This is a genomic window from Betaproteobacteria bacterium (assembly GCA_016713305.1).
GTDB lineage: Bacteria > Pseudomonadota > Gammaproteobacteria > Burkholderiales.
Map to the genome: position 1 here is coordinate 307956 of JADJPK010000007.1, position 26587 is coordinate 334542.

General features: G+C 68.4%; 19 protein-coding genes and 3 pseudogenes. 20 read left to right on the forward strand and 2 right to left on the reverse strand.

Annotated elements, in window-relative coordinates; translation table 11 throughout:
* Nucleotides 1-75 precede the first annotated feature (75 nt).
* Both IPK20_09510 and IPK20_09515 read left to right on the forward strand, forming a co-directional pair.
* A pseudogene (locus IPK20_09510) lies at nt 76-402 on the forward strand (hypothetical protein).
* A 1772-nt stretch (nt 403-2174) separates the two neighbouring features.
* The gene (locus IPK20_09515) at nt 2175-4070 is read left to right on the forward strand and encodes a hypothetical protein (GenBank protein ID MBK8016912.1); all 1896 of its coding nucleotides are present in this window, start codon (nt 2175-2177) and stop codon (nt 4068-4070) included.
* 13 nt (nt 4071-4083) lie between these two features.
* Here IPK20_09515 and paaY read toward each other — a convergent pair whose 3' ends face one another.
* Nucleotides 4084-4695 carry a phenylacetic acid degradation protein PaaY gene (gene paaY / locus IPK20_09520; GenBank protein ID MBK8016913.1) on the reverse strand — a complete coding sequence of 204 codons (612 nt, stop codon included), beginning with the start codon at nt 4693-4695 and terminating at the stop codon, nt 4084-4086.
* A gap of 3553 nt (nt 4696-8248) precedes the next feature.
* On the opposite strand from paaY, the pseudogene IPK20_09525 reads away from it, so the two are divergent.
* The 14 genes and pseudogenes from IPK20_09525 to IPK20_09590 all read left to right on the forward strand — a co-directional run bounded on the left by IPK20_09525 (nt 8249) and on the right by IPK20_09590 (nt 21180).
* Nucleotides 8249-9186: pseudogene (locus IPK20_09525) on the forward strand (2-(1,2-epoxy-1,2-dihydrophenyl)acetyl-CoA isomerase).
* Nucleotides 9183-10712 (forward strand): 3-hydroxyacyl-CoA dehydrogenase PaaC, encoded by a 1530-nt coding sequence (gene paaC / locus IPK20_09530; protein MBK8016914.1) that lies wholly within the window; start codon nt 9183-9185, stop codon nt 10710-10712. The pseudogene IPK20_09525 and the gene paaC (IPK20_09530) overlap by 4 nt, the downstream one beginning before the upstream one ends.
* A gap of 11 nt (nt 10713-10723) precedes the next feature.
* Nucleotides 10724-11152: a hydroxyphenylacetyl-CoA thioesterase PaaI gene (paaI, locus tag IPK20_09535; GenBank protein MBK8016915.1), complete on the forward strand. Its 429-nt coding sequence runs from the start codon at nt 10724-10726 to the stop codon at nt 11150-11152.
* A gap of 13 nt (nt 11153-11165) precedes the next feature.
* Nucleotides 11166-12482: a phenylacetate--CoA ligase gene (paaF, locus tag IPK20_09540; GenBank protein ID MBK8016916.1), complete on the forward strand. Its 1317-nt coding sequence runs from the start codon at nt 11166-11168 to the stop codon at nt 12480-12482.
* Between the two features lie 7 nt (nt 12483-12489).
* Nucleotides 12490-13491, forward strand: a complete 1002-nt coding sequence (paaA, locus tag IPK20_09545) for a 1,2-phenylacetyl-CoA epoxidase subunit A (GenBank protein MBK8016917.1) — start codon at nt 12490-12492, stop codon at nt 13489-13491.
* Between the two features lie 13 nt (nt 13492-13504).
* Nucleotides 13505-13792, forward strand: coding sequence for a 1,2-phenylacetyl-CoA epoxidase subunit B (gene paaB / locus IPK20_09550; protein MBK8016918.1), 288 nt, complete (start codon nt 13505-13507; stop codon nt 13790-13792).
* A gap of 89 nt (nt 13793-13881) precedes the next feature.
* A complete protein-coding gene (paaC, locus tag IPK20_09555; protein ID MBK8016919.1) occupies nt 13882-14631 on the forward strand; it encodes a phenylacetate-CoA oxygenase subunit PaaC in 750 nt (249 codons plus the stop codon).
* 11 nt (nt 14632-14642) lie between these two features.
* The gene (paaJ, locus tag IPK20_09560) at nt 14643-15119 is read left to right on the forward strand and encodes a phenylacetate-CoA oxygenase subunit PaaJ (protein MBK8016920.1); all 477 of its coding nucleotides are present in this window, start codon (nt 14643-14645) and stop codon (nt 15117-15119) included.
* A 190-nt stretch (nt 15120-15309) separates the two neighbouring features.
* Nucleotides 15310-16374 (forward strand): phenylacetate-CoA oxygenase/reductase subunit PaaK, encoded by a 1065-nt coding sequence (paaK, locus tag IPK20_09565; GenBank protein MBK8016921.1) that lies wholly within the window; start codon nt 15310-15312, stop codon nt 16372-16374.
* Between the two features lie 5 nt (nt 16375-16379).
* Nucleotides 16380-17045, forward strand: coding sequence for a TetR family transcriptional regulator (locus IPK20_09570; protein ID MBK8016922.1), 666 nt, complete (start codon nt 16380-16382; stop codon nt 17043-17045).
* 18 nt (nt 17046-17063) lie between these two features.
* Nucleotides 17064-18056, forward strand: coding sequence for a fumarylacetoacetate hydrolase family protein (locus IPK20_09575; protein ID MBK8016923.1), 993 nt, complete (start codon nt 17064-17066; stop codon nt 18054-18056).
* 15 nt (nt 18057-18071) lie between these two features.
* Nucleotides 18072-19670, forward strand: a pseudogene (locus IPK20_09580) (benzoylformate decarboxylase).
* Between the two features lie 657 nt (nt 19671-20327).
* Entirely contained in the window at nt 20328-20468 is a 141-nt protein-coding gene (locus IPK20_09585) for a hypothetical protein (protein MBK8016924.1), read from the forward strand.
* Between the two features lie 340 nt (nt 20469-20808).
* Nucleotides 20809-21180 carry a hypothetical protein gene (locus tag IPK20_09590; protein MBK8016925.1) on the forward strand — a complete coding sequence of 124 codons (372 nt, stop codon included), beginning with the start codon at nt 20809-20811 and terminating at the stop codon, nt 21178-21180.
* 685 nt (nt 21181-21865) lie between these two features.
* Here IPK20_09590 and IPK20_09595 read toward each other — a convergent pair.
* Complete coding sequence (locus IPK20_09595; protein ID MBK8016926.1) at nt 21866-22684, reverse strand: SPOR domain-containing protein; 819 nt, start codon at nt 22682-22684, stop codon at nt 21866-21868.
* Between the two features lie 227 nt (nt 22685-22911).
* Between IPK20_09595 and ndk the strand changes: the two genes are divergently transcribed.
* The 4 genes from ndk to IPK20_09615 all read left to right on the forward strand — a co-directional run bounded on the left by ndk (nt 22912) and on the right by IPK20_09615 (nt 26585).
* Nucleotides 22912-23337: a nucleoside-diphosphate kinase gene (gene ndk / locus IPK20_09600; GenBank protein ID MBK8016927.1), complete on the forward strand. Its 426-nt coding sequence runs from the start codon at nt 22912-22914 to the stop codon at nt 23335-23337.
* Nucleotides 23337-24503: a 23S rRNA (adenine(2503)-C(2))-methyltransferase RlmN gene (gene rlmN, locus IPK20_09605; GenBank protein MBK8016928.1), complete on the forward strand. Its 1167-nt coding sequence runs from the start codon at nt 23337-23339 to the stop codon at nt 24501-24503. The genes ndk and rlmN overlap by 1 nt, the downstream gene beginning before the upstream one ends.
* Nucleotides 24500-25297 (forward strand): type IV pilus biogenesis/stability protein PilW, encoded by a 798-nt coding sequence (gene pilW / locus IPK20_09610; protein ID MBK8016929.1) that lies wholly within the window; start codon nt 24500-24502, stop codon nt 25295-25297. Before rlmN ends, pilW begins: the two co-directional genes overlap by 4 nt.
* A 232-nt stretch (nt 25298-25529) precedes the next feature.
* A complete protein-coding gene (locus IPK20_09615) occupies nt 25530-26585 on the forward strand; it encodes a helix-turn-helix domain-containing protein (protein MBK8016930.1) in 1056 nt (351 codons plus the stop codon).
* Nucleotides 26586-26587: the final 2 nt, after the last annotated feature.

The window sequence follows — 26587 nt, forward strand, 5'->3', positions numbered from 1 at the left end:
GGATCGGGACAGGACACCGTGCTTCCTGACTGGGGAGACTCGGTGCGCGTGGGAACCGGACTTGTCATCGAAGACATGGAACTGTTCCGCCACGTCAATGGTGACTTGACCATCGGCATCGCCGGGGCCCCGGACCTCATGAGACTCTCCGCGGTCTTCGAGGCGGGAGAGTCGCGAATCAGGGAGATCCTGTTCGACGACGGTGGCCGGCTGACCGGAGCCGATCTTCTCGGCCTGATCATGGCGCCCATCAACGGAACGGGTGGCAACGACACGCTGATCGGCACAAACCTGGACGAAACGTTGCGAGGGCTCGAGGGTCAGGACCGTCTCGAGGGCAAGGCGGGAAACGACTTGCTTCTGGGTAGATCGGGAACAGACACCTACGTTGTCGGATTCGGCTCCGGGAGAGACGAGATCCGGGAGGTTGACGGCGGTGGAGGAATCCTCAGGCTCTCGGGCGGCATACCTTTCGGTGCCCTGGTTCCGCGTCTCGAGGGATCGGATCTTCTCCTTCGCTTTGCCGGGACACGTGACGGGTACGAACAGTCCGTACGGATTCGCGACTACGCCCTGCACACATCCGCCTGGACGATCGAGGATGACTCGGGGGCTTCCGTCGCGATGTCCGGGTTCGTCGAAGGCCATGACGGGGATTCCGACGAGGCGCTGCAACTCGAGTTCCGTTGGGGACTCGTCCATGCCCTGGATCGCCTCGCAGTGGTGGAAGGACTGGAGAGGCAGCAAGACGGCCGATACGTTTCGATGCCCTACTTGGGTTCCACCGTCGAAACGCGCGTTGTATCCCGTCGTGACCTGTACGACATCTCGGGCAAGGGGATGGGCGGCTCGTCGACGGAAAGTCAGTCCTGGACGGGCTATCAGCCGGCCTCGTTGTCGCGCTTCTGGCGCGAACTGGATTTCGCCGAGACCTCCGTGAACTCCGAAGCAGCCACCTTCGGAGCACGTCCGGAGTCGACGGCGCAGTGGACCGACTTTGCCGATGTATTGCGGCATCCAGGTGAAGCACAAGAGGCCGCGGTCATCGGCGCGGACTGGCAGTTCGTTGCCGATCCCGAGGCTGCCTTGCCCGGTCAAGCGCTGTTCGAAGTCAGCTATGACGTTCTCTATCAGCGCGATGTTCTTCTGGAGGAGGTGGATGGCACTTCCACTCCCAGGCTCAACTCCCTGATCACGACACGCGTGGAGGTGATCACGGCGGGCGCGCAGAACAACCACCTCCTTCTTTCGGCGCGCGCCATCGTCGATGCAGGCGCCGGTGACGACGTCGTCGGGCCGTCTTCGGAAAGGAGTAGCTTCGTCGAGGGCGGCGATGCTCCTGAAGGATTTTTCGTGAACGGGGGCGAAGGCAACGATCGGCTCTCCGGCACGGGCTACGACGACACGCTGCTGGGCGGTCCGGGCGATGACGCATTGATCGGTTCATCGGGACGCGACATTCTCGTCGGCGGGCCTGGCAACGATCGCTTGGATGGCGGCGCTTCGGCCGATCGGTATCTGCTCAGAAACGCAGATGCCGGACACGACATGATCACCGACGTGAGCGCCGAACTGAGAGGCGGCGAAGCAACCCCTGCCGCGTTGCTGCAGATCTGGCTCGACCAGCATCACCCCGGCGAATCGGTGGAGCGGCGCATGTACGCGCGAGACGATGCGCTACTTGCAGGAGCGGGGCTGGTGGCGCAGGACGTTCTTGAGTTTCCTGGAACGATCGAGCCGGCCCACATCCGCTGGGACGTCGGCATGGCGTCGGCCGCTTCCCTGGGTATTGCGGAGGAGGAAGCCTACGTCATCGACGGAGGAGAACGGCCGTTCGATCCGGATGCACCGATCTGGGAGGTGCTGCGGGCGACATGGGGCGACGGAAGAAGTCTGGAAATCCTGGCGGGTGACTGGACCGTTCCGGTCGACCTGTACGACCCCTGCAGAGTTTCGTCTTCGACTGGTTCCTCGTCGGTGGATATGGCGCGGGACTCGAACGGTTCCGATTCGCGGACGGCAGCGACCTCGGCGTCTCGGAGATCCGCCGCGCCATCTACGACGCCATGCCGGGCATCGATGTCTCTGCCGAGTCGCAACCCAGGACGATCGAGCGTGGACATGCGGAGGTGGTCCGGTTCGGCGGCGACCTGGACCCGTGGGATCTGGACGTCGTGGCCCGAGGCCGCGATCTGCAGGTGGAACTGCGCGACGGACGCGCGCTTCTCACGGTGCAGAACTGGTTCGATGGGGTTCAGCCTTCCCCAGTTCCCGCGTTCGTCTTCGAGAACACGGCGCGCTGGGCCGCGGCGGAGGTGAGCCGCCGCGCGCTCGAGAGAGCGGCGACGGCGGGCGACGATCGCCTGTTCGGCGCATTCGATCTCGAGAACATCCTTGCGGCTCTGGAAGGCGACGATGTCGTCGTGGGTGGATCACTCCCGGACACGATGGACGGAGGGCCCGGAATCGACTGGATGGATGGCGGCGGTGGTGCGGATCGACTGCTCGACCAGGGGGGTGGGGTGATGCGAGGTGGCGCGGGGGACGACCGTCTGACCGCGCAGCAGGGGTTCTTTCTGATGTCGGGCGGAGAAGGAGCCGACGCCTTCACCTTGAATGGCGCGAGCGCGGTCATCCTGCCGGGCACGGGAGAGAACGACGTATCCGGTACCGCAAAGCATGTCCTCCTCAGGTTGGGTGGGGCCGATGGAGATCAGCGGATCGATCTCGAGCCCGAGACGCTGACCCTCTCGTTGGACGGGGCCTCGGCCCGAATGGCGATCGGTATGGACGTTTCGGGAGACGATGTCCAAGTCAGCGCAGGTGCAACGACGGTCGCCCTGAGTGCCGGGACCTTGGCGACTGCCTCCGAACTAAGGCTTCAGACCATCGGCGACCGGGTGCGTGTTTACGACCTTCGAGCGGCCATCGACCGTGCTCGAGCGCTGAACACCTTGTTCCCGGGTGAAGAGGCGTTCGACTTCTCCGCGCACCGCGACGATTACCTGATTGCGGAATGGACCGACCGAGCGTATGGGGGAGAACTGGCCGTCGCCGACGTGGGCCGGGAGGCAGACGACGGTGGAGCCGAGACGTCGATCCTCTCCCTGGTGCGCGCAAGCACCGACGAAGACGCGCCGGCATTGCTCGTGTCGTCGCTCGCTCCGGTGTTCACGCCACCGACCCCGGGCGACGATCTGATCGTCGTGCCGGCCGGCGTGGAGGCCGTTCGTGCCGGTACAGGCGACGACACCATCTACGGCCCGGACCACTCGTTGATCGCCGATGGCGAGGCCGGCGACGACTACATTGCCGGACAGGAAAAGGAAGATTATTTCTCGGGCGGGGAAGGCGACGACATCCTCTCCGGTGGTGGCGGGCACGATGCCCTGCGCGGCGGTCCGGGTCACAACCTGATCCTGGGTGGTGCTGGGAACGACTGGATATTCGGGAGCACGCAGAACGACTTCATCGCGGCCGGTCCCGGCGAGGACGCGATTTCTCTGCTCCACGGTCGCTACGTGATCGCGTTCAACGGCGGGGACGGCCACGATAGTGTGGCGTTCCTCGGAACGGCGACGGCCGTTCTTTCGCTCGGAGACAGCATTCGCTACGACGACGTGCGGTTGCGCCGAAACGGTGACGATCTCGAACTCGGCCTGGGTGAAGGCGAAGGCGTGACGCTGCAGGACTGGTATTCCGACTTCGAGCGCACGCGGCTCATGGCGCTGCAATTCTTCGAAGGCGGAGACGATGAAGCCGACCAGGAAGCGGTGCTTCTCGTCGACTTCCTGGCAGGCGTCGACGCATACGATCGGTGGGCCACGACGCACGCTACGTCGGCCTGGGCATCGCTGCATTCTCTATTGGATGCCGGCGCCCACGATGTCGATCAGAGTGCTTACGGGGGAGGAATCGCGCTGGCCTACGCCAGAGGTTCCGACGTGCTGATGTCCGCGAGCGTGAACCGGGTTCGGGAAGTCCTCGCGGCGTCCGATTTTGCGACCGCACCCCAGTCCCTGGGTGGCATCGATTCCCTCCGCGGGTCCGGCCTCACGCTGGGCGGCTGAAGTCCCGACCCCTCTACTGCCCCGACTGTTTCTTCCTCTCCACCAGCGGCAACGCCGCCTTGACGTTCACGCGCGGCCGGTCCGCTTCCGGCTCGGCGTGCGGTTCGACTTCCTTCATGGTCGCAAAGCTCCTCAGCGCGAGCTCCTGATAGGTCTCGGTGCCTTCGCCCTTCCAGGCGATCTCCTGCTCCGTGAGCGGGCGGACGATCTTGGCGGGCACGCCGGCCACCAGTGAGCGGGGCGGGATCTCCAGGCCGGCCTTGATGAAGGCGCAAGCGGCGACGATGGACGATTCGCCGATCACGGCGTTGTCCATCACCACGGCGTTCATTCCCACCAGGGCGTTCCGGCCCACGCGGCAGCCGTGCAGCACGGCGCCGTGGCCGATGTGGCCGTCCGGCTCCACCACCGTGTCCGTGCCTGGAAAGCCGTGCATCACGCAGGTGTCCTGCACGTTGGCGCCTTCCTCCACGATCAGCCGGCCGAAATCGCCGCGAAGACTCGCGAGCGGGCCGATGTAGCAGCGGGGGCCGACGATCACGTCGCCGATCAGAACGGCGGTGGGGTGGACGTAGGCGGTGGGGTGGACGACCGGGCGGACGCCGTCGATTTCGTAGCAGGGCATGGGGCGGGGGGGGGGGGGGGGGGGGGGCCGGGGGGGGGGGGGGGGGGGGGGGGGGGGGGGGGGCGCCCGGGCTCCGGCCCCGCCGCCGCGCGGCCCCCGCCTTCGGGGCCGGCGGGGCCCCCGCGGCCCCCCCCGGGGCCGCCGTCTTTCGGCCGGCGGCCCCCGGCCGGGGGCGGGGGCCGCCCGGGCGCCGGGGGGGGCCGGCCCGCGCGCGGGCGCCCCCCCCCCGGGGGGGGGCCCGTTCTGTTGCCGGGGCGGGGTTCGGCGGCCCCGCCGGGGGCGGGGCGGGCGGCGGGCGGCCCGCCGGTTCGGTGGGCTTTCGTGCGGTCGGCTCTTGCGGCGGGGGGGGCGCGGTTTCTCGGCGGGGCGGCGGGCCCCGGCGGCGGCGCTCTTCCCGCCCGGGGTCGCGGCGGCCCCGCCCGGCCCCGGCGCGCCGGGGGCGTTCGGGGCGCGGCGGGTTCGTGGGCGGCCCGGGGGCGCCCGTCTGGCCCCCCGCCCCCCGGGCTTCTTGGTCGCGCCCGGCGCCGCCCCTCGCCCGGGGGGGGGGCCCCTGCCGCCCTCGTCTTTCTCGGGTCCCCGGCGGGCGGGCCCGCCTCGGCGGCCCCCCCCGGCGGGCGGGGGGGGTTCGTTTCCTGGTTCGCTTCGCGGCCCCCCCCGCCCGGGCCCCCCGCGGGGCGGGGGCGCGGGCCCCTCTGCGGGGGGGGCCGGCCCGGGCCCGGGCGGTTCGTCGCCGGCGGGGCGCCGTGGGCCGCGTCTTGCCCCCCCGGCGGGGCGGGGGCCCGGGCGGCCCGTTGCCGCCCGGGGCGTTCCTGCTTTGGGGTGCCGGGGGCCCGTTCTTCCCGGGGCTTGTCGCCCCCCCCGGCCGGGGGCGCGGGGCGGCGGGCGTTCGTCCCCGTTCCCGGGGGGGTGGGCCTCCCGCCGGGGGGGGGCGGCGCGGGGTTGTCGCCCGGGGTGCGCCCCCCGCCCCGCCGCGGCCCCCGGGTGTTTCGGGGGGGTCCGTCTTCCGCCCCCGCGCCCCGGCGGCGCCCGCGCCCCGCCCCGTTGCGCGGGGGGCCCGCCTCGGGGCCCTCCCGCCTGCCGCCGGGCCCCGGGGCCGCCGTCGCCGGCGCTCCCGCCCGCTCGGGGGGCGCTCCCTGCCGGGCGGGCCCGGGCCCTTGTGGCCCGGGGGGGGGCGGCGGCCGCCCCGGGGGGGGGGGGGCGCCGGCTGGGCGGGGGGGGGGGCGGCCGGGGCTGGGGGGCGGGTTTCCCCCCGCGGGGGCCGGCGGGGTCCGGCGTCGCGGGGGGGGGGGCCCGCGCCGCCGCCGGGGGGGGGGGGGTGGCGGGGGGGGCGGGGGGGGTGGGGGGGGGGGCGCCGGGGGGGCGGCGTCGGGGGGGGGGGGGGCGGTGTTGGTTGGGGGGGCGGTGGGGGGGGGGGGCGGCTTCTGGCGGGGGGGGGGGTCTCGGCGGGCGGCGCGGCGGGCGGGGGGGCGGGGGCGTTTTCCTGGGCGGGGGGGTGTGGGGGGGGCCGGGGGCGCGGGCCGGGGCGGGCGGGGGCGGGGGGTGGGCGGGGGGGGTTCGCGGGGGGGGCGGGGGCGCCCGGGGGGGGGGGGCCGGGCCGGCGGGGGGGTCATCTGGTTGGGGGCGGCGGGGGGGGGCCTCGGCGGGGGGGGGTGGGGGGCGGGGGGGGGGGGTTTTGTTTTTCGGGGGTTGTCGGTGGGGGGGGGTGGCGTGGGGGCCCCGCCCGGGGGGGGGGGGGGGGGGTGGGTTCGGTGGTTTGGGGGGGGGGGGGTGGGCCCCGGGCCGGGGGCGGGGGGGGGGGGGGGGGGGGGGGCCGGGGTTTGCGGGGGGTGGGCGGGGGTTGGGGGGGGGCGGGCGCGGGGGGGGGGTGTTGGGTTGGGGGTCGGTGTCCCGTGGGGGCGGGTGGGGGGGGCGGATGCCCGGGGGGGGTTGCGCGGGGGTGGGGGGGGGGTTGGTTTGTTCGGGGGGTGGGGGTGTTCCGGCCGGCGGGGGGGGGGGGGGGGGGGTTGGCGGGGGTCGGTGGTGTGCCGGGGGGGAGGGGGCTGCCGGCGGGGGGTGGGGGGGGGGTGGGGTTGTCCGGTGGCGCGCCACGGCGGCGCCAGGGGGCGGCCCGGGGGTGTGGGGGGGGGGGGGCCGGGGCGCGCGGGTCTGGGGGGCGGGCGGGGGCCCGCCGTCGGGGGGGGGGTGCGCGGGGGGATCTGCAGGATTTTGCTGGGGGGGAGCCAGGACCGTCGTCGAATCGGGGGACCCCGTCCAGATCGGCAACGCTCCTTTGCCCCCCTGGGGGGGGGGGGGGGGCCCGGTGGGCCGGGGGGGCCGGGGGCCGGGGCGGGCCCCGGGGGCGCGGGCCGGCGGGGGGGGGGGCCCCCCCCGGCCGGGGGCCGCCCGGCCCGCGCGCGCCGGCGCCGGCCCGGCACCGCCGGCCCTCCCCGGTAGAGGAGGGCCAGGCGGGCCCGCCCGTTTCGCGCCTCGCCCCCGCGGCGGGTTCCCGCGCGCGCTCCGCGGGCCGGCGGGGGGGTTCCTGTTCGGGGGCGGCCCGCGTCGACCCCGACAAAGGCGCGCCGGTGTTCAGCGGGGCATTGGCCGGCGGGGCGGGGGGTTTGCCAAGAACGGGGGGGGGGGGACGGCCCCCCCCGAACGCGAGCGCTTCGCCGGGACGGGGGCGACCCGCGCCGGCAAGCCGACGGTATTCCCGGCGCCCCCAGAACGCGCCTCACGAAGGAACCCGGAGCAACGCCCCCGGCCCCCCCGGCAACCTCCCGGAGCGGCCAGCGTATTGGGGCGCCGACCGGCAACCACGAACCGGGAACTGGCGTAAAATGAAGATCCCCCCGGCGGAGGGGATCACACGGCGACGTGGGAAGGCCGCTTCACCGCCGGAAACGTGATCGTTCAGCGGCAGACGGCGGGGGGGCAGAACTTTACCGGGGGGAACGGGGAAGCCCCGCCCACGGCGCCGTCCGTTTATTAGGGGGGGAACATTCCGGCCCGACGGAAGCCATTTCAGGTTTACCACCGCGCCTCCCCCCAACGCCCCCACCAACCCACCCCCCCCGCCGAAGGAACCTCGGGGGGGCGAACAGCGAACGGGGCCCGTGCAGGCGGCGGGGAAAAACGGGGTGCGCACCCGACGCAACGGCGGCCGCCCCGGGGAGAAAGAGGAAGAAGACCGACACCACGCCCGGGAGCAACGGTCTTCGCCCCCCCCCCCCTGGCCCGCCCCCGGGGAGGCGGGGGGGGGGGGGGGGGGGGGGGGGGGGGGGGGGGGAGGGGGGGGGGGGGGGGGCGCGGGGCCCGGGGGGGGGGGGGCGGGCTCCGGGGGGGGGGGGGGGGGGGGGGGGGGGGGGGGGGGGGGGGGGGGGGGGCCGCGGGGAGGGGGGGGGGGGGGGGGGGGGGGGGGGGGGGGGGGGGGGGGGGGGGGGGGGGGGGGGGGGGGGGGGGGGGGGGGGGGGGGGGGGGGGGGGGGGGGGGGGGGGGGGGGGGGGGGGGGGGGGAGTCGCGTTGGAGGTGAACGGGGCCGTCGGCGGATCGAACCGAAGTGTAACGAGGCCCAGGCATGAATGGGCGACGTTCGATCGCCGTTCTGCCCCACCACAGACCCCGCTCCGGGGCGCTGCCGCTTGCGTTTCCCCGGGGGCTTCCCGTACCCTTTCATCGACCGGCCGGTCGATCAATCCGGCCGGCAAGAGGAGTCCCTGTGAACGAGCCTTATCAGAACATCCTGTTCGAGGTGTCGGCAGGCGTGGCCACTGTCACGCTCAACCGCCCCGACAAGCTCAATAGTTTCACCGGCGCAATGCACGAGGAGGTTCGGGATGCCCTGGCGCGCATTCGCGACGACCGTGCGGTCCGCGCCGTGGTCCTCACCGGCGCGGGACGTGGCTTCTGTGCCGGCCAGGATCTCAGCGACCGCAAGGTCGCGCCGGGAGGGGCTGCCGTCGACCTCGGCGAATCCATCGAGCGCAACTACAAGCCGCTGGTGCTGGGGCTGCGGAGCCTGCCCAAGCCCGTCATCGGGGCCATCAACGGCGTGGCGGCGGGGGCAGGCGCCAATCTCGCGCTTGCCTGCGATCTCGTGGTGGCGGCGCGGTCCGCGAGCTTCGTGCAGGCGTTCTGCCGCCTCGGGCTGGTGCCGGATTCGGGCGGAACCTACTTCCTCGCACGCAGCCTCGGCAGCCAGCGGGCGCTGGGCTTGCGCTGTTCGGCGACAAGTTGCCGGCGGAAGAGGCGGAGCGCTGGGGGCTCATCTGGCGCTGTGTCGACGATGCGCAGCTGATGCCGACGGCTCGTGCCATGGCCGAGCAACTCGCCGCTGGCCCCACCAGGGGGTTCGCGCGGACCAAGGAAGCGATCTACGCGGCCGAGCGGCAGGGGCTCGAAGCCCAGCTGGACATGGAACGGGACTGCCAGCGGGAGCTGGGATATACGAAGGATTACCGCGAAGGCGTGACCGCGTTCATGGAACGGCGTCCTCCGGTGTTCATGGGGGAATGACCGTGTCGCATCCGCTTTCCACACAAACGACAGTCGCCGTGATCGGTGCCGGCACCATGGGCAGCGGCATTGCCCATGTCGCGGCGCGTGCAGGACATCCCGTGCTGCTGTTCGACACCCAGGCCCAGGCGCTGGAGAAGGCGAAGGCCGGCATCGCGAAGGACCTCGCGTTCCTGGTATCGAAGGGCAAGCTGGCGCAGGAGGACTCCGACGCTGCCATGGCGCGGGTGCGCACGACCGGCGCGCTCGCCGATCTCGCGGATGCCGGCATGGTCGTCGAGGCGATCGTCGAGGACCGCGAGGCCAAGCGCGCGCTGTTCGCGCAGCTGGAATCGCTGGTGAGCGCGGAATGCATCATCGCCTCCAACACATCGTCCATCTCCATCACCGATCTTGCGGTGGGTGCGAAGAAGCCCGGACGCATTGTCGGCATGCATTTCTTCAACCCCGTGCCGCGCATGGCCCTGGTGGAGGTGATCGACGGATTGGAAACGGATGGGGACGTTGCAGCGATGGTCATGGCGACGGCCCAGGCCTGGGGCAAGACCCCCGTGCGCTGCAAGTCGACGCCCGGCTTCATCGTGAACCGCGTCGCGCGTCCCTACTACGGCGAAGCCATGCGTGCGCTCACGGAACAGGCGGCCGATCCGGTGACCCTGGACGCGGTCATGCGCGACTGCGGCGGATTCCCCATGGGCCCCTGTGAGTTGATCGACCTGATCGGTCTGGACGTGAACCTTGCGGTGACCGGGTCCACTTTCCAGGCGCTGGGTTGGGACCGCCGCTACGCGCCGTCTCTCATCCAGCAGGAGCTCGTGCGCAGCGGCCGCCACGGCCGCAAGACGGGGCAGGGGTTCTATCGCTACGAAGACACTGCCACGCCGCCTGTGCCTCCGGCCGAGCCCTCCTTTCCGCCTCCGCAGAGCGTGATCGCGCCCGTGGACGCGGGACTGCTGGAACCGCTGATCGAACGGATGTCTGCAGCGGGTGTGAACGTACGCCGGGTCATGCATCTCGAGCCCATGCTGCACATCGGCGCCGCCCGGGTGGCGGTGACCGATGGACGGACAGCGACGCATCGGGGGACGTTCGAAGGCACGCCCAACTTTGTCGTGCTGGATCTCGCGTTCGACTACGCCAGGACGAAGCGCCTGTGCATCGCGCGGGCCGATCAGTGCGGCGGCTGGGAGTATCAGGAAGTCGTCGGTGCGCTGCAGGCGGCGGGCTGTGCGGTGACCCGGGTGGACGACATCGCCGGTCTGCTCGTGATGCGCACCGTGTCCATGCTGATCAACGAGGCTGCCGACGTGCTCACCCAGGGCATCGCATCCGCGAAGGACATCGACACCGCCATGCGCCTGGGGACCAACTATCCGGCCGGGCCGCTCGCGTGGGCCGACCGGCTTTCGCCTTCTTTCGTGGCGATCGTGCTGGATCATCTGCGGGCCCACTATGGCGAAGAACGGTACCGCGTTTCGCCCGCGCTGCAGCGACGCCGCTGGAGCGGTTCTCCCTTCCACGATTGAGACGCCAGGACATGACCCCTCAGGAAACCGCCGATCACGTGGGCCGCGGCATGATGGCAGTGGACGCCGCCTCGCAGGGGATGGGCATCCGCATCGACGCCATGGCGCCCGGCTACTGCCGCATGCAGATGAAGGTGCGGCCGGAAATGCTGAACGGCTTCAAGATCTGCCACGGGGGGTTCATCACCACACTGGCGGATTCCGCCTTCGCCTTCGCGTGCAACAGCTACAACGAACTTACGGTGGCGGCCGGAGTCGTCGTGGATTTTCTGGCGCCCGCGAATCTCGACGATGTGCTGACGGCGGAGGCGAAGGAGGTCTCGCTGGCGGGGCGAACCGGCGTGTACGACGTGACCGTGCGCAATCAGGCCGGGGTGCTCGTGGCCGTGCTGCGGGGCCGGTCTCACAGAATGAAGGACCGCAAGACGGTGCCGGAATGAGGGGGCCCCACGCATGAACACCCGGCTTCCGGATCCGCGCAGTCTCGAGCCCATCGAGAGGGCCGGCCGTGACGAACTGCAGGCGCTGCAGCTCCAACGGCTCAAGTGGTCTGTGCGCCACGCGTACGAGAACGTGCCGCACTATCGCGCCAAGTTCGAGGCGCACGGCGTTCACCCGGACGATCTGCGGTCGCTGGATGACCTGGCCAGGTTTCCCTTCACGTCCAAGCAGGACCTGCGCGAGAACTACCCCTTCGGCATGTTCGCCGTGCCGCGCGAGCGCGTGGTGCGCGTGCACGCGTCCTCCGGCACGACCGGCAAACCCACGGTCGTGGGGTATACCCAGCGGGACATCGACCATTGGTCCGGCCTGATGGCGCGTTCCATCCGGGCCTCCGGCGGCCGCCCCGGCGACATCGTGCACGTGGCATACGGCTATGGGCTGTTCACCGGCGGCCTGGGGGCGCACTACGGTGCCGAACGGCTGGGTTGCACGGTGGTGCCCATGTCCGGGGGGCAGACAGAGAAGCAGGTGCAGCTGATCGCCGATTTCCGGCCTGACATCATCATGTGCACGCCCTCCTACATGTTGACGCTCGTCGACGAGATGGAGCGCCAGGGGCTGGATCCGGTGACCTGTTCGCTGCGCATCGGAATCTTCGGGGCGGAGCCCTGGACGCAGCCGATGCGCGAAGCGATCGAGCGCCGCGCGGGCATCGACGCCGTGGACATCTACGGACTGTCGGAGGTGATGGGGCCGGGCGTGGCGAACGAATGCATCGAGACCAAGGATGGCCCGGTGATCTGGGAAGACCATTTCTATCCGGAGATCGTCGACCCCTCGACGGGAGCGGTCCTGCCGGAAGGCAGCCAGGGCGAACTCGTGTTCACGACGCTCACGAAGGAAGCGCTGCCGGTCATCCGCTACCGCACGCGCGATCTCACCCGTCTGCTTCCTCCCACGGCACGGACCATGCGCCGCATGGACAAGATCACGGGCCGCAGCGACGACATGCTGATCATCCGTGGCGTGAACGTCTTTCCGTCGCAGATCGAGGAACTCATCTGCCGCGTGCCTCAGCTCGCGCCGCACTATCAGCTCGTGCTCGACAAGGAAGGGCATCTGGACGCCCTGACGGTGCGCGTGGAGCTGGATCCGCAGGCCGACCGCGGAGAGTTCCAGCGGGACAGTGCCGGCCGTTCTCTGCAGCATCAGATCAAGGCTCATATCGGCGTGAGCGCCCAAGTCGAAGTGACCGCGCCGTTCGCGATCGAACGCGTCGTCGTGGGCAAGGCGAAGCGTGTGATCGATCGCCGTCCAATGGAGTGACTGCACCGTGTATACCCAAGCCATCGATCTGCCTGCGCCAAAAGAGCCGGAGGCCTCCCGTCCCGCGGCCGACAACGCCGGATATCTGGCGGAGTTCGAAAGCAAACTGGACCGTGAGGAGTTCATCGAGGCGAAGGACTGGATGCCCGAGGCCTACCGCAAGACCCTCGTGCGGCAGATCTCCCAGCACGCGCATTCGGAGATCGTCGGCATGCTGCCCGAGGGCAACTGGATCACCCGGGCCCCCACGCTCAAGCGCAAGGCGATCCTGCTCGCCAAGGTCCAGGACGAAGGCGGGCACGGTCTGTATCTGTATGCGGCTGCGGAGACGCTCGGCGTGTCGCGCGATTCGCTCATCGATGCACTGCACGCGGGCAAGGCCAAGTACTCGTCCATCTTCAACTACCCCACGCTCAACTGGGCCGACGTGGGCGTGATCGGCTGGCTCGTGGACGGCGCGGCCATCATGAATCAGATTCCCCTGTGCCGGTGCTCCTACGGGCCGTACGCGCGGGCCATGATCCGCATCTGCAAGGAAGAGAGCTTTCATCAGCGGCAGGGCTACGACCTGCTGCTGACGATGATGCGAGGCACGGACGAGCAACGCGCCATGGTCCAGGATGCGGTGAATCGCTGGTGGTGGCCGTCGCTCATGATGTTCGGGCCCCACGACAGCGATTCGCCCAACACGGGTCAGAGCATGCGGTGGGGCATCAAACGCATCTCCAACGACGATCTGCGGCAGAAGTTCGTGGATGCCACCGTGCCGCAGGCGAAGGTCCTGGGCGTCGAACTGCCCGATCCGGATCTGAAATGGAACGAGGCGCGCGGACATCATGATTTCGGCAGGATCGACTGGGCGGAGTTCTGGAACGTGGTCAACGGTCATGGCCAGTGCAACCGCGAACGGCTGGCCGAGCGGGTGAAGGCGTGGGAGGACGGTGCGTGGGTGCGCGAAGCGGCGCTGGCCTACGCGGACAAGCAGGCCGCGCGACAGACGGCCGCCTGATGCGAGGGAGAACATGGACAGGAAGGAATGGCCTTTGTGGGAGGTGTTCGTGCGCAGCCGGAACGGGCTGGACCACAAGCACTGCGGGAGCGTGCACGCTCCGGACCCGAAGCTCGCGCTGCAGATGGCGCGTGACGTGTACACCCGCCGGCTCGAAGGGGTGAGCCTCTGGGTGGTGCGCGCCGACCACATCGTGGCGTCGGATCCGGACGCCAAGCCGGAGATGTTCGATCCCGCAGCGGACAAGATCTACCGGCATCCCACTTTCTACGAACTGCCCGGGGAAGTGGACCACATGTAAGGCCTGTGCCGGGCCCCTGTACCGCAAGACGCGATGCATCCACGCGTCCGGCAACGCATCCGGACTTCTCAGCGCCAACGACCTTCGCCATGTCCCCCCATTTCGAATACCTGCTGCGCATTGCCGACAATTCGCTGATTCTCGGCCAGCGTCTCGCCGAGACCTGCGGTCACGGTCCGATCATCGAGGAGGACATTGCGCTCACGAACATCGCACTGGATCTCATCGGACAGGCACGGCTCCTCTTGTCCCACGCGGGCCGCATCGAGGGCCGGGGACGCGACGAGGATCAGCTGGCGTTCCTCCGGGCGGAACATGACTTCCGCAATGTGACGCTCGTGGAACTCCCCAACGGCGACTTTGGCCGCATCGTGTTGCGCAACCTCTTCGTTTCGGCCTGGCAGCATGACTTGTGGACGGCCCTGACCGCATCGACCGATCGCGATCTCGCAGCCATCGCGGAGAAGAGCCTGAAGGAGGTGCGCTATCACCGGGAACATGCCTCGGACTGGACGATCCGCCTTGGCGACGGCACTGCGGAATCCCACGGAAGGATGCAATCGGCGCTGGAGATGCTGTGGCCCTACACGAGGGAGTTCTTCGAGCCCGACGTGGTGGATTCGGCGGTGGCTCGCGAAGGCATCGGCCCGGAAGCAGGCTCGCTCGAGGCGGGCTGGACCGCTCACGTGCGCGGAGTGCTGGATGTGGCGATGCTGTCGGTGCCCGATGCGACACCCTTTCTCACGCGCGGCAAGTGCGGGAGGCACAGCGAACATCTCGGCCACCTTCTGGCGCCCATGCAGCACCTGCAGCGTGCCTATCCCGGCGGAACGTGGTGACCGGCGAGCCGATGAGCACCGCGGATGCGTGGCGGGTACTGGACGAGGTCATGGACCCCGAAGTACCGGTGCTCTCCGTGTGCGACCTCGGCATCGTCCGCGAGATCCGATCCGCCGGGAGCGGCCTCGAGGTCGTGGTCACGCCCACGTATTCCGGTTGTCCGGCGACGGAGGTCATCGAGCGCAACATTCGCGAGGCGTTGCTTGCCGCTGGCGCGACCACGGTTACCGTCGAGACGCGGTTGTCGCCGGCCTGGACCACGGATTGGCTCGGCGACGCCGCCAAGGAAAAGCTGCGCCGGCACGGCATCGCTCCCCCGCCTCGGTGCGCGGAAGGCGGAGCCCGGCCGATCCGTTTCGTGCCGGCATGCCCCCGCTGCGGGGCACGGCGGACCGAGGAGCTGTCCCGTTTCGGCGCGACCGCGTGCAAGGCACTGTACCGGTGTCTCGAGTGCCGCGAACCCTTCGAGTACGTGAAGCCGCTGTGATCGCGCCTGAGAGAAGCACGTGCACAGGTTTCCGGGTGGTCCGCGCGGGCGGGACGAAACCCGGACCGTGGCGCGTGCGTCCCTCACGGGCCGAACCGCCGAGACGGGCTCCGGGTCCGTCCCCCCGGACGACCGTCTGCGAATCGATCCGCGGCGTCTCTTGTCGCGACCCCTCCTTGCGGAAGCCGCCATGCTTCATTTTCATCCCTTGACCATCGCTGACGTCCGCCGCGAATGCGGCGATGCCATCCGTGTGCGTTTCGAAGTACCGTCCAGCCTCGCGGGCGACTTCCGGTTCGTGCAGGGACAGCACGTGTCCCTGCGCGCCACGGTCAACGGAGAGGAATTGCGGCGCAGCTATTCGATCTGTTCCGGCCTGGACGACGGGGAGCTGTGCGTGGCGATTCGCAACGTTCCCGGAGGAAGGTTCTCTTCGTGGGCCTGTGGCGCGTTCGAACGTGGCATGACCGTCGACGTACTGCCGCCCGAAGGCCGGTTTCTTCCCGTGGATGTGGCCTCCGACGGGAAGCACTACGTCGCGTTCGCTGCCGGAAGCGGCATCACGCCGGTGTTGTCCGTGGCGCGAACGGTCCTCCGGCGGGAACCGCACAGCCGGTTCACACTGGTGTACGGCAACCGGCAGGCGTCCACGACACTCTTCCTGGAAGAACTGGAGGATCTCAAGGATCGGTATCTCGGACGGTTCGTCCTCCACACGGTGTTCAGCCGGGAGTTGCAGGACATCGAACTGTTCAACGGCAGGATCGATGCGGCGAAGGTGGGGGCGTTCGCCGCCACGCTCCTTCCGGTCGACACCATCGACGAGGCATTCGTCTGCGGACCGGGAGGCATGATCGATGAGGTGGAGAGTGCGCTCGCCGGATTGGGTCTCGATCCCGGCCGGATTCACGTGGAGCGCTTCGGTGTTCCGTCGGGCGGCGAGCAGCACAGGCGCGAGCCGGCGGACGCCGCCCAGGCCGCCATCGTGATCGAGCTGGACGGGGTGCGCCGCCAGATCGATTTTCAGCCCTCGGACGCCTCCATTCTCGAGGCCGCGTTGCGGGCCGGTCTGGATCTGCCGTTCTCGTGCAAGGGGGGAATGTGCTGCACCTGCAAGGGCAAGGTGCTGGAAGGCAAGGTGAGAATGGACCGGAACTACAGTCTGGACGCGGCGGATGTGGCGCGCGGCTTCGTGCTGACGTGCCAGTCGCACCCGCTCACGGATCATGTCGTCCTGACGTACGACGAACGGTAGCGGTCATGGCAAGGCCCCGCGCTTCCACGTTCGAGCAGCAGCGTGCGACCATCCGGGTCGAGGCTGCGCGACTCTTCGCGGAGAAGGGCTTCGCGAGCGCCTCGATGTCGCAGATCGCGCAGGCCTGCGAGGTGTCGAAGGCGTTGCTGTACCACTACTACCGGGACAAACCGGCGTTGCTGCTGGACATCGTCGAGAGCTACCTCGATACGTTGCTTGCGATCGCCGCGGAGGTGGCGGTGCAGCCCCTCCAACCGGAAGAACATCTGCGCGAGTTGATCGCGCGGTTCATGCGGCAGTACGAGCATTCCCAACCGCAGCATCGCGTCCTCGTCCAGGACGTGAAGTTCCTGGACGAGCACGAACGGTCGCGGATCACCGCCAAGCAGAGGTCCGTGGTGGAAGCCTTTGCTCGGGCGATCGCACGTGTGCATCCCAAGTGGGATGGAGAGGCCCTGCGGGTACCGCTGGCGATGATCCTGTTCGGGATGATCAACTGGACATTCACGTGGCTGCGGGCCGATGGGCCCTTGACCTACGAGGACATGGCCGGTGTCGTGAGCGACATCTTTCTGCATGGCGTCACCGGTGCGGGTGCGGTCGGTGAGGCAGAATCCGGGCCGTCCGGCCGGACCGGTGCGATGCACGGGCCGGCACGGATTCCCCCTTGAATCGACGGAGACGAACACATGAAGCTGGCCACTCTCAAGGAGGGCGGGCGAGACGGATCCCTGGTGGTGGTCAGCCGGGATCTCGGCCGGGCCGTGGCAGTCACGGACATTGCGCCAACGTTGCAGATGGCAATCGAAAGATGGTCGACCGTGGCCCCCCGGCTGCAGTCGGTCTACGACGGCTTGAACAGAGGGGCTCGCGAACGCGCCTTTGCCTTCGAAGCTTCCGCTTGCGCCTCGCCGCTTCCGCGCGCATATCAGTGGGCAGACGGTTCGGCATACGTCAATCACGTCGAGCTGGTGCGCAAGGCCCGCGGCGCGGAACTACCGGCATCGTTCTGGACTGATCCGCTCATGTACCAAGGCGGTTCCGACTCCTTCGTCGGCCCTTGCGACGACATCTTGGCGGAGTCCGAGGAGTGGGGCATCGATTTCGAAGGCGAGGTGGCCGTGATCACCGACGATGTGCCGATGGGGGTTCCGGCGTCGGTGGCAGAGGACCACATCTGTCTGCTGATGCTGGTAAACGACGTGAGCCTGAGGAACCTCATTCCGAACGAACTGGCGAAGGGCTTCGGTTTCTTCCACGGCAAGCCGGCCACGGCCTTCTCGCCAGTCGCGGTGACGCCGGACGAACTCGGCCCGGCCTGGCGCGATGCCAAGGTGCATCGTCCGCTCACCGTGACGTTGAACGGCAGCGCCTTCGGCGCGCCGGATGCGGGCACGGACATGACCTTCGACTTCCGGCAACTGATCGCCCACGCCGCGAAGACACGATTCCTCGGCGCCGGCACGATCGTGGGGTCGGGGACGGTGTCGAACATCGATCGGAGCAGAGGCTCGGCCTGTCTGGCCGAACGGCGCATGCTGGAGCAGATTGCAGAGGGCAAGCCTTCGACACCGTTCATGCGTTTCGGCGACCGCATCCGGATCGAGATGCTGGACGCAGACGGCCGCTCGATCTTCGGCGCGATCGATCAGCGCGTCGTCCGCTATCAGCCACCACGCTGAAGGTTCGCACGGAACATGGCCGAGACTTCCAGGGTGTCCGTCCGCGAAGCGACAGTCGAGCTGCTTCGGGCGTTCGACATGACCACGGTGTTCGGCAATCCGGGGTCGACCGAACTCAAGTTCTTCCGCGCCTGGCCGCAGGATTTCCGCTACGTAGTGGGCTTGCAGGAATCGTGCGTCGTTGCCGTGGCGGACGGCTATGCGCAGGCGAGGGGCACGGCGGCCTTCGTCAACCTCCATTCGGCCGCAGGCGTGGGCCACGGTCTGGGCAGCGTCTTCACGGCGTTCCGCAACCACACTCCGCTCGTGATCACGGCGGGCCAGCAGACCCGGGCGATGTTCCCCACGGATCCGTATCTCTACGCCTCCGACGCCGCGGGTTCCCGAAACCCTACGTGTGAAGTGGAGCGTCGAGCCCGCACGGGCTGCGGACGTACCAGCGCCGCCATCCAGCGGGCGTATCACGTCGCGATGCAGCGTCCGCGCGGACCCGTGTTCGTGTCGATTCCCGAGGATGACTGGGATGCGCACGCCGAGCCGACGCCGATCCGTCGCGTGATCGCAGATGTGGAACCTGCCGCCACGGGGCTGGACGAGATTGCGGAAGCCTTGCTCGGGGCGAGCGCGCCGGCGCTGGTGGTGGGCGCCTCGGCAGACCAGGATGGCGCATGGGATCACGCACTGGCACTGGCGAAGAGACTGGGAGCCGTGGTGTGGACGAGCCCGATGGTGGCCCGCGTGGGGTTCCCCGAGGATCACCGGCTGTACGCCGGCCATCTGCCGCCGCTGCGCCAGCCGCTGGCGGACAAGCTTGCCCCGCACGACGTGGTCGTCGTGATCGGCGCGCCGGTCTTCACGTACCACGTGCATACCGGTGGGGAGTTCATGAAGCCGGGTACGCGCCTCTACTTGCTGACTGACGATCCGCAGGAAGCGGCACGGGCGGCCATCGGAACAGCCGTGATCGGTTCTCTTCGACCGGCATTGCAGGGGATTCTGCAGCGGCTCGGCCACGGGGAGCCGAAGGCGCAGTCAGGACGCGTCCTGCTGCCCGCACCGTCCCCGGTTGATGGGCTCGACGGCAATCTGGTGCTGGCCACGTTGAATCGCGCGCTGCCCGACGATGCGTTGATCGTGGAAGAGGCGCCCACACATCGCGGCGCGCTGTGGGATCACCTCAGGGTGAGGTCGCCGGGCCGCTTCTTCGCCGGCTCGAGCGGGGGACTGGGGTGGGCGGTGGCCGCGGCCCCGGGCGTAGCCCTCGCACATCCCGGCAGACCGGTCGCGAGCGTGGTCGGTGACGGATCGGCGCTCTTCGGAATCCAGGCGTTGTGGACGGCGGCTCAGTGGAAGCTGCCCGTGACTTTCGTGATCCTGAACAATCGCGGCTATGCCGCACTCAAGAGCTTCGGGCGTATGCTGGGGATTCCCGGTGCCCCGGGGCACGATCTGGATGGCATCGACTTCTGCGATCTCGCGCGTGGTTTCGGTTGCGAGGCCTCTCGGGTGACGACGGCGGACGCGTTGGAGCCGGTACTGCGGGATGCCATCGCGTCCGGTCGAACGGCGCTCGTCGACGTGCAACTGGATGCGGCATCGATCAAGCTGTACTGAGGCGGTGCGCTCCGGGAAATCGCGAAGAACTGCTAGGAGGAAAGATGAACTCGACAGGCCTTCTCACGGAACTCCAATCGTTCCTCCGCCGGCGCAGCACCGATGTCGAGACACTGTCCCTGAACGACATGGTGGTGACCATGCTGGATTGGCATCGCCTCGTGCGGCTCGACGCCCTGTCGGGGCCCCCCAAGGCCGACGTGCTGATCTTTCGGTACGGAGGCTGGTCCGAAGGCTGCGCCACCGGTTTCAAACTGAGCGTGGTCCGCAAGGTGACCGAAGAAGCGGCGGGGGCGCGGAAACCGGCTGGTACGCGGGCATCACGTTGCTTTTCAGGCCGGCCCGCTACGCCGATCTCTCCGACTTCGCCACGGTGTCAGCCGACTGGCCCTCGACGGAGGCCGCTTCCTCCACGCCATCGAGGTCTTCGCCGGCCTACCAGCGGTCCGCCAAAGTCACGCCCATGTCCGTGGTGGTCGAGAGCCGGAGGGCTGCGGTAGAGGCGGACCTCCGGGAGCGGCCGGTCCTCAGCGTCCGCGAGGCCTGGGATCAGATCGGCCCGGTCGGGCGCGAGGATCGTAGAAGAAGTACGTATAGGTTTCGTCGGCAGGCACTGCCCCGACCTTGTAGGCCGGTATTTGGGGAGGACAGCATCTTGTGGACGGCATCCACGAAGGTCAGGGGTATCTCCACGCCTTCGGCATCCGCATTGCCCTTGCGCGGATCGACGACCTTGAGGAGCCGGGTTGCGTCACGTCGCCGTTCTCCGCGAACACGATGCCGAAGACCGCGGCATAGAAGCGCCTGGCGCCGGGTGAGGTTCGTCGGCGTGTCCGGCGGCGCTGAAGATCACGCACAGACACAGGACGAAGCCGAACGATGGAATTCATGAAGGCCGATGCTCCGGAAGACGGTGAAGGGACCCTGCAGACCACACATGCGTGGTCGAGGGCGGCGGCAAGACTAGCCCGTGCGTCGATCCGCGTCGATGGTATGCGCGCGAGGCACGCCCGAATTCACCTCCCGGTCCTGGCGAGAGAGGCCGACATGAATGACGCGTCCACTGCCCTTCAGCCTGCCGAACCCTCCTGATTACGATCGCGCATGTCGTTTATGGCCTGCACGCGCGCTCTCGATCGTGATCGGAATCACCAGTGCGGCTTTCATCGTCACCGCGTTCGTCTTCGGCCTGCCCTCCATCGTGGCGGTGGTGCTCAACTTCATGAATCGATCGAAGGCGCAAGGCACCTTCCTGGAATCCCACTTCCGCTGGCAGATTCACAGCTTCTGGTTCGCGCTGCTGTGGATTGTCGTGGCGCTGCGTGGCTCTCACGATCGTTGGCATCGGTTTCCTTCGGCCTCGTCGTGGGCACGGGACTGTGGCTCGTCTACCGCATCTTCCGAGGATGGCTCTGCTGCGGGAACGCCGGGCGATCCTGTGAAATGGAGACGCTCGGATACCTGGCGCGACGAGCGTTCGGACTGCTCCACTGACGTTCATTCGACATAGCCGTAGTTTCTTTGCGGCTACGAGGACCGGGGCCAGTGAGACCCGGAACACGACCGTTCTTTCTCCCTCAAGTTCTCTCCGACCTGCCGATTCAAGGCTCACGGATTGATGCATTGCAGCAATTCGCGGAGTGCCGCAAATGTGACCCGACATCGCGATCCGAAGTCGGTACAGGAGTGGAACATGCAAGGCAATCGAGGTGTCGAGCGTTTCGCTGAGTGAAAGTCCCTCATGGGAGCGCAGCTCCCCGGCCGCAGACAGCCGGCCGGAAACAAGAAACTGGTTGCGGCGCGTGCTGGATGCGCTGCGGATTTCCACCTGGGACCGGGGCTGAAAGCCCAGGAAGCGTATCTTTGCCGAAGCTCAGAACCTGTCGGATCTCGAATCCAGGCTTCGCGCCGTGGAAGGCATCACCGTTTTCCGGGGCGAGCGCTGCCACTGACCGGCTGACGCGCCCCGGGCCGATCAGTCGGGTGTGCCAGATCCCTAGCGACATGAGGCCTCCCCCCAGGAGGCGGCCAGGGCAGGTTGTTTCTGCGGTTTCCCGAACTGCACCCGTAGTCTCTTGTGATCAGGAGGGCCAGCTGCGCCACCCTGTCGGTCGCCGATCACCTCCGGGCCTGTTCCTTGTCGCCCGTTCGGACGGGGACCCGGTAGGGACCCGGCCCACGGGTTCCCTCGACTTTCAGCGCTGGGGCACCAGCACCGGCGAGTCCGAGGGCTCGAATTTTCTCCGCCACTGCTTTCGGCACTGGAGAGTTCGTTGCCAGGGGCCCATCTGCACGCGGGTCTCCGTGTAGGCCTCGATTCCCAGTTGGCGTAACTTGTCCTTGAGCGTCTCCGCGTTCGCCGAACTCGCGAACACCCCGATCTGAACGATGAAGCCCAGGCTACGCCCTCGACCGGTTTTTCTGCACTCGGCGGTGGCGGGGGCAGAGGTTTGGCTGTCGGCTGTGCCACCGGTGCCTTTTCCGACGCCTGGGGTGCTTTTTGGCACCGGGATCGGCGGGGGAGGCGTCGTGGGAACAGCCGCTGCGTTCGAGGAAGGCGTGCCGGCCGGCGCAGGACCCGACTTCACCGGAACGGGCGCCGTACTCTTGGGCGGGACGGGCACCTTTACCGCCGGCGGAGCGGAAGGGGCGGTCTTCGCTTCGTGCTTTTCCTTTCCCGGCGCGGCGCCTTCGGAGGACTCCGGGGCTGCCTCGGGGTCCTTCACTGCCGGAACGGGCGGCTCCGTCCGGGCGGGCTCTTCGGCGACCTGCGGCGGAGGCGGGGGTTCCACTGCGGGGGCGGGAGGCGGCTCCGGCGCTGCCGGCGGCTGAACCGCGGCGGCGGGCACGGGTTCCTTCGGCGGTTTCTGCTCCCGGCGTTCCTGGGCCATGCGATCGAGGACGGCAAGGCCTACGATGGCCGCCGCGAGCAGCACCAGAGCAGCGATGAGACGGCGAAGCGCCTTGCGTTTGACTTCGTCCTGCTGGGGTTCCTGCGGGGTGGCGGTAGCCATCGAGGGGCGGGGCGATGCGCTCGTATTCGGGACGGGCGGATGCTAACACCGGGGATGACAGGTGTATAACCGGAGCATGGAGACGCGAACGTCCCGGAGGTTTTTCTCGGGTGTGGAAGATCGGGGATGTGTCACATCGGGGCGGAACACGACGCACTTCCCTCGGCGGAGGGCTCGTGCTATCCTTCTGAATTCCTTGCAAATTTAACCCAGACCCGGAGATTTCCATGGCTGTAGAGCGCACTCTTTCCATCATCAAACCCGACGCTGTCGCCAAGAACGTGATCGGACAGATCTATTCGCGATTCGAGAAGGCGGGACTCAAGATCGTCGCGGCCCGGATGATGCATCTGTCGCGCGCGCAGGCAGAAGGTTTCTATGCCGTGCATCGTGCGCGGCCGTTCTTCAACGATCTGGTGACTTTCATGACGTCCGGCCCCGTGATGATCCAGGCGCTCGAGGGCGAAGGCGCCATCGCGAAGAATCGCGAGCTGATGGGCGCCACCGATCCCAAGAAGGCGGCACCTGGAACCATCCGCGCCGACTTCGCTGACTCGATCGACGCCAACGCGGTCCACGGTTCGGACGCACCCGAAACCGCGGCCGTCGAAATCGCCTACTTCTTCCCGTCCCTGGACGTCCATAGCCGCTGATGGCCGTCAATCTGCTCGATTTCGATACGGCATCGCTCGGCGACTGGTTCGCCGCGCAGGGCGAGAAGCCGTTTCGTGCGCGCCAGGTGATGCGGTGGGTTCACCGCAGCGGCGCGTCCGCGATCGAGCAGATGACCGATCTTTCCAAGGACCTCCGCGTCCGGCTCGCGCAACAATGCGTCGTCGAACCGCCCGGGGTCCTTCTCGACAGCACGGCGCCGGACGGAACCCGCAAGTGGCTTCTGAATGTCGGGGCGGGAAACGGCATCGAGACCGTCTTCATTCCCGAAACCAATCGCGGAACGCTCTGCATATCGAGCCAGGTGGGGTGTGCGCTCGAGTGCGCGTTCTGCTCGACCGGACGACAGGGGTTCAACCGCAATTTGAGCGCTGCCGAGATCATCGGCCAGCTGTGGCTCGCGAATCGCGCGCTTGGCGCCGATCTGGCCTCGGGCAGGCGGCCCGTCACCAATGTCGTGATGATGGGCATGGGTGAGCCGTTGGCGAACTTCGATGCCGTTGTCACTGCGATGCGCGTGATGCTGGACGACCACGCCTATGGAATGTCCCGGCGCCGCGTGACTCTGTCGACCTCCGGGATGGTGCCCTGGATAGACCGTCTGCGGGAGACGCTGCCCGTGTCCCTTGCCGTGTCTCTCCATGCCCCGAACGATTCTCTGCGCGACCGCATCGTGCCGATCAACCGCAAATGGCCATTGCGCGAGCTGCTGGCGGCATGCCGGCGCTACGTCGATGGCGTTCCGGCCGCGGAGGACGAAGATGACGACGCCGCCACGGACATGCTGCGCAACGTGAAATGGCAGCGGGCAGGCGCGCCGAGAGATTTCATCACGTTCGAGTACGTCATGCTCAAGAACGTGAACGATTCGATGGCGCACGCGTCGGAGTTGATCGACGTGGTGGGCGATCTGCCATGCAAATTCAATCTGATCCCGTTCAATCCGTTCCCGAATGCAGGATTCGAGCGTTCGGATCCGGAGACCGTGGTGCGCTTCCAGGGACGTTTGATGGAAGCGGGTTTCGTCACGACGGTGCGAAAGACGCGCGGTCAGGAGATCGACGGGGCCTGCGGCCAGCTGGCGGGGCAAGTTCAGGACAAGACACGCCGCGTGGAAAAGCGCGAGGGGGCCGCAAGTCCGACATGAAAGCCTTCACCTTGCTGTTGCTCGTGGCACTGATGCTGGCGGCAGGCTGCCGCGCGCCGGGACCCGGACAGGAGATGGACACACGTTCCGTTGCTGCCAATCCGCGGCCCGAGCCGGGGACGCCGGCCGAGCGGGCACGGGCACATACGGAATTGGGTGCCAGTTATCTGCAGATCGGTCGCTTCGGCGTGGCTCTGCAGGAGCTGCAGGAGGCGATCAAGGCGGATCCCAACTACGTGCCGGCGTACAGCACGCTGGGCCTCGTGTACATGGAACTCAGGGAGGACGCCAAGGCCAAGGCGAGTTTCGAGCGGGCGCTCAAGATCGACCCCGCCGATTCGGATACCAACAACAACTACGGCCTGTTCCTGTGCGACCGGAAGAAGGAGAAGGAAGGCGTCCGCTATTTCCTCGCCGCACTGAAGAATCCTCTGTATGCGACCCCGGAAGACTCGTACGTCAATGCCGGCATCTGTTCGAGGCGGGCAGGTGACGACGCAGCGGCCCAGCTCTATCTCGAACGGGCACTCAAGATTCAGCCCAACGACGGTCGAGCGCTGGTGCATCTGGCGCGGGTGCATTTCGATCGCAGGCAGATGAACCTCGCCAAGTCGTACATGACGAAGTTCATGCAGAACTCCAAGAACGCGGACGCCGCTTCGCTGTGGCTGGCTGCACGTATCGAACAGGCACTTGGCGACAGGGCGGCCGTCGCATCCTATGGTTCACAGCTGAAATCGAAGTTTCCCGACTCCCAGGAGGCGAGACTCTTCACCGAGGGAATATTCGAATGACCGATGCCGCAGTGGAACCTGACCGATCCGGAGTCCCCGAGGTGGCACCCGGCGAATCCCAGGATGCCGTCGCCGAGGACGACATGGGAAGGAATCCGCCGGTGAGGCCGCGCCGCCCGTTCAGACCGATTCGCTTGCGCCCGAGGTTCCAGTCCAGGCAGAGGCCGCTGCGCTGCCGCAGGCGACGACCCTGCCCACGCCCGGCGAGATGCTCCGCGAGGGACGGGTTCGCATGGGAATGTCGTTTTCCGATGTGGCGCGGCATCTCAAGTTGCATCCCCGTCAGGTGGAGGCGCTGGAGCGCGACGACTACGCCACGCTCCCCGGCCCCGTCTTCGTGAGAGGATTTCTGCGCAACTACGCACGGCTGCTCGGACTGGAAGGCGAAGTTCTGATCGCCCAATCGGAGAAGGCGGGCCGGCTCCCCGCGCCGTCTGCCACGACAGTCAAGGTCACGGACAGGGGCGGCGCCCTCGACAGGCATCATCCGCGGTTTCGGGAGTCCACCGGCCGGCATGGCTCTGTCTGGAAGCGCAGCTGGCTTCCTCTGGCGCTGGGTCTTATCGTCATTGCCGGGATCCTGATCTACTTCGGCCGCCGTGACATCGCTCCCATGCCCACCACGATGGATGTCTCGCCTCTGCAGTCTCCCGCAGCGACGGCTGACGCGCCCGGAGTGTCCACTCAGCCTGCGCCGGAGGCTTCCGCCACGCCCGCTCCTTCTCCTTCGGAAGCTGCGCCACCCCCGGGCGGTTCCTCGGGTGCCGCAGGCGTCCCGGGCGGTGCATCGACGGCGGGTCCGTCTTCTGCGGCAACGACGTCGCCGTCGCCGGCAACTGCGGCTGCGGCCGGTTCTGACGGAACTGCGTCGTCGGCCGCCGCATCACCCGAGCCGGCTCGGAAGACCGAGGCCAAGTCCAAGGAGAAATCCACCACATCCAGACCTGCGGCCGAGGCCGAAGCGTCGAAGCCCGTGGAGACGTCGAGCGGCGGCTCCGCGGAATCCGCCCCCAAGCCGGCGCGGGAAGAGCGCGAGGCCGACGGAGGAGGCGGGCCCGTCATCCGTCTGTCGTTCTCGCGCGAGTCGTGGGTCGAAGTCAGGGATGCGTCCGGGGCCATCGTGTTTTCCCAGCTCAATCCGGCGGGGAGCGAACGGACCGTGAGAGGGCAGCCACCGTTCCAGGTCACCGTCGGGAACGCGGGTGGCGTGAACGTGAACTACAACTCCAAGGACATCGATCTGGGGCCGCACACGCGCAGCGACGTCGCCCATATCACCCTGGAGTGACC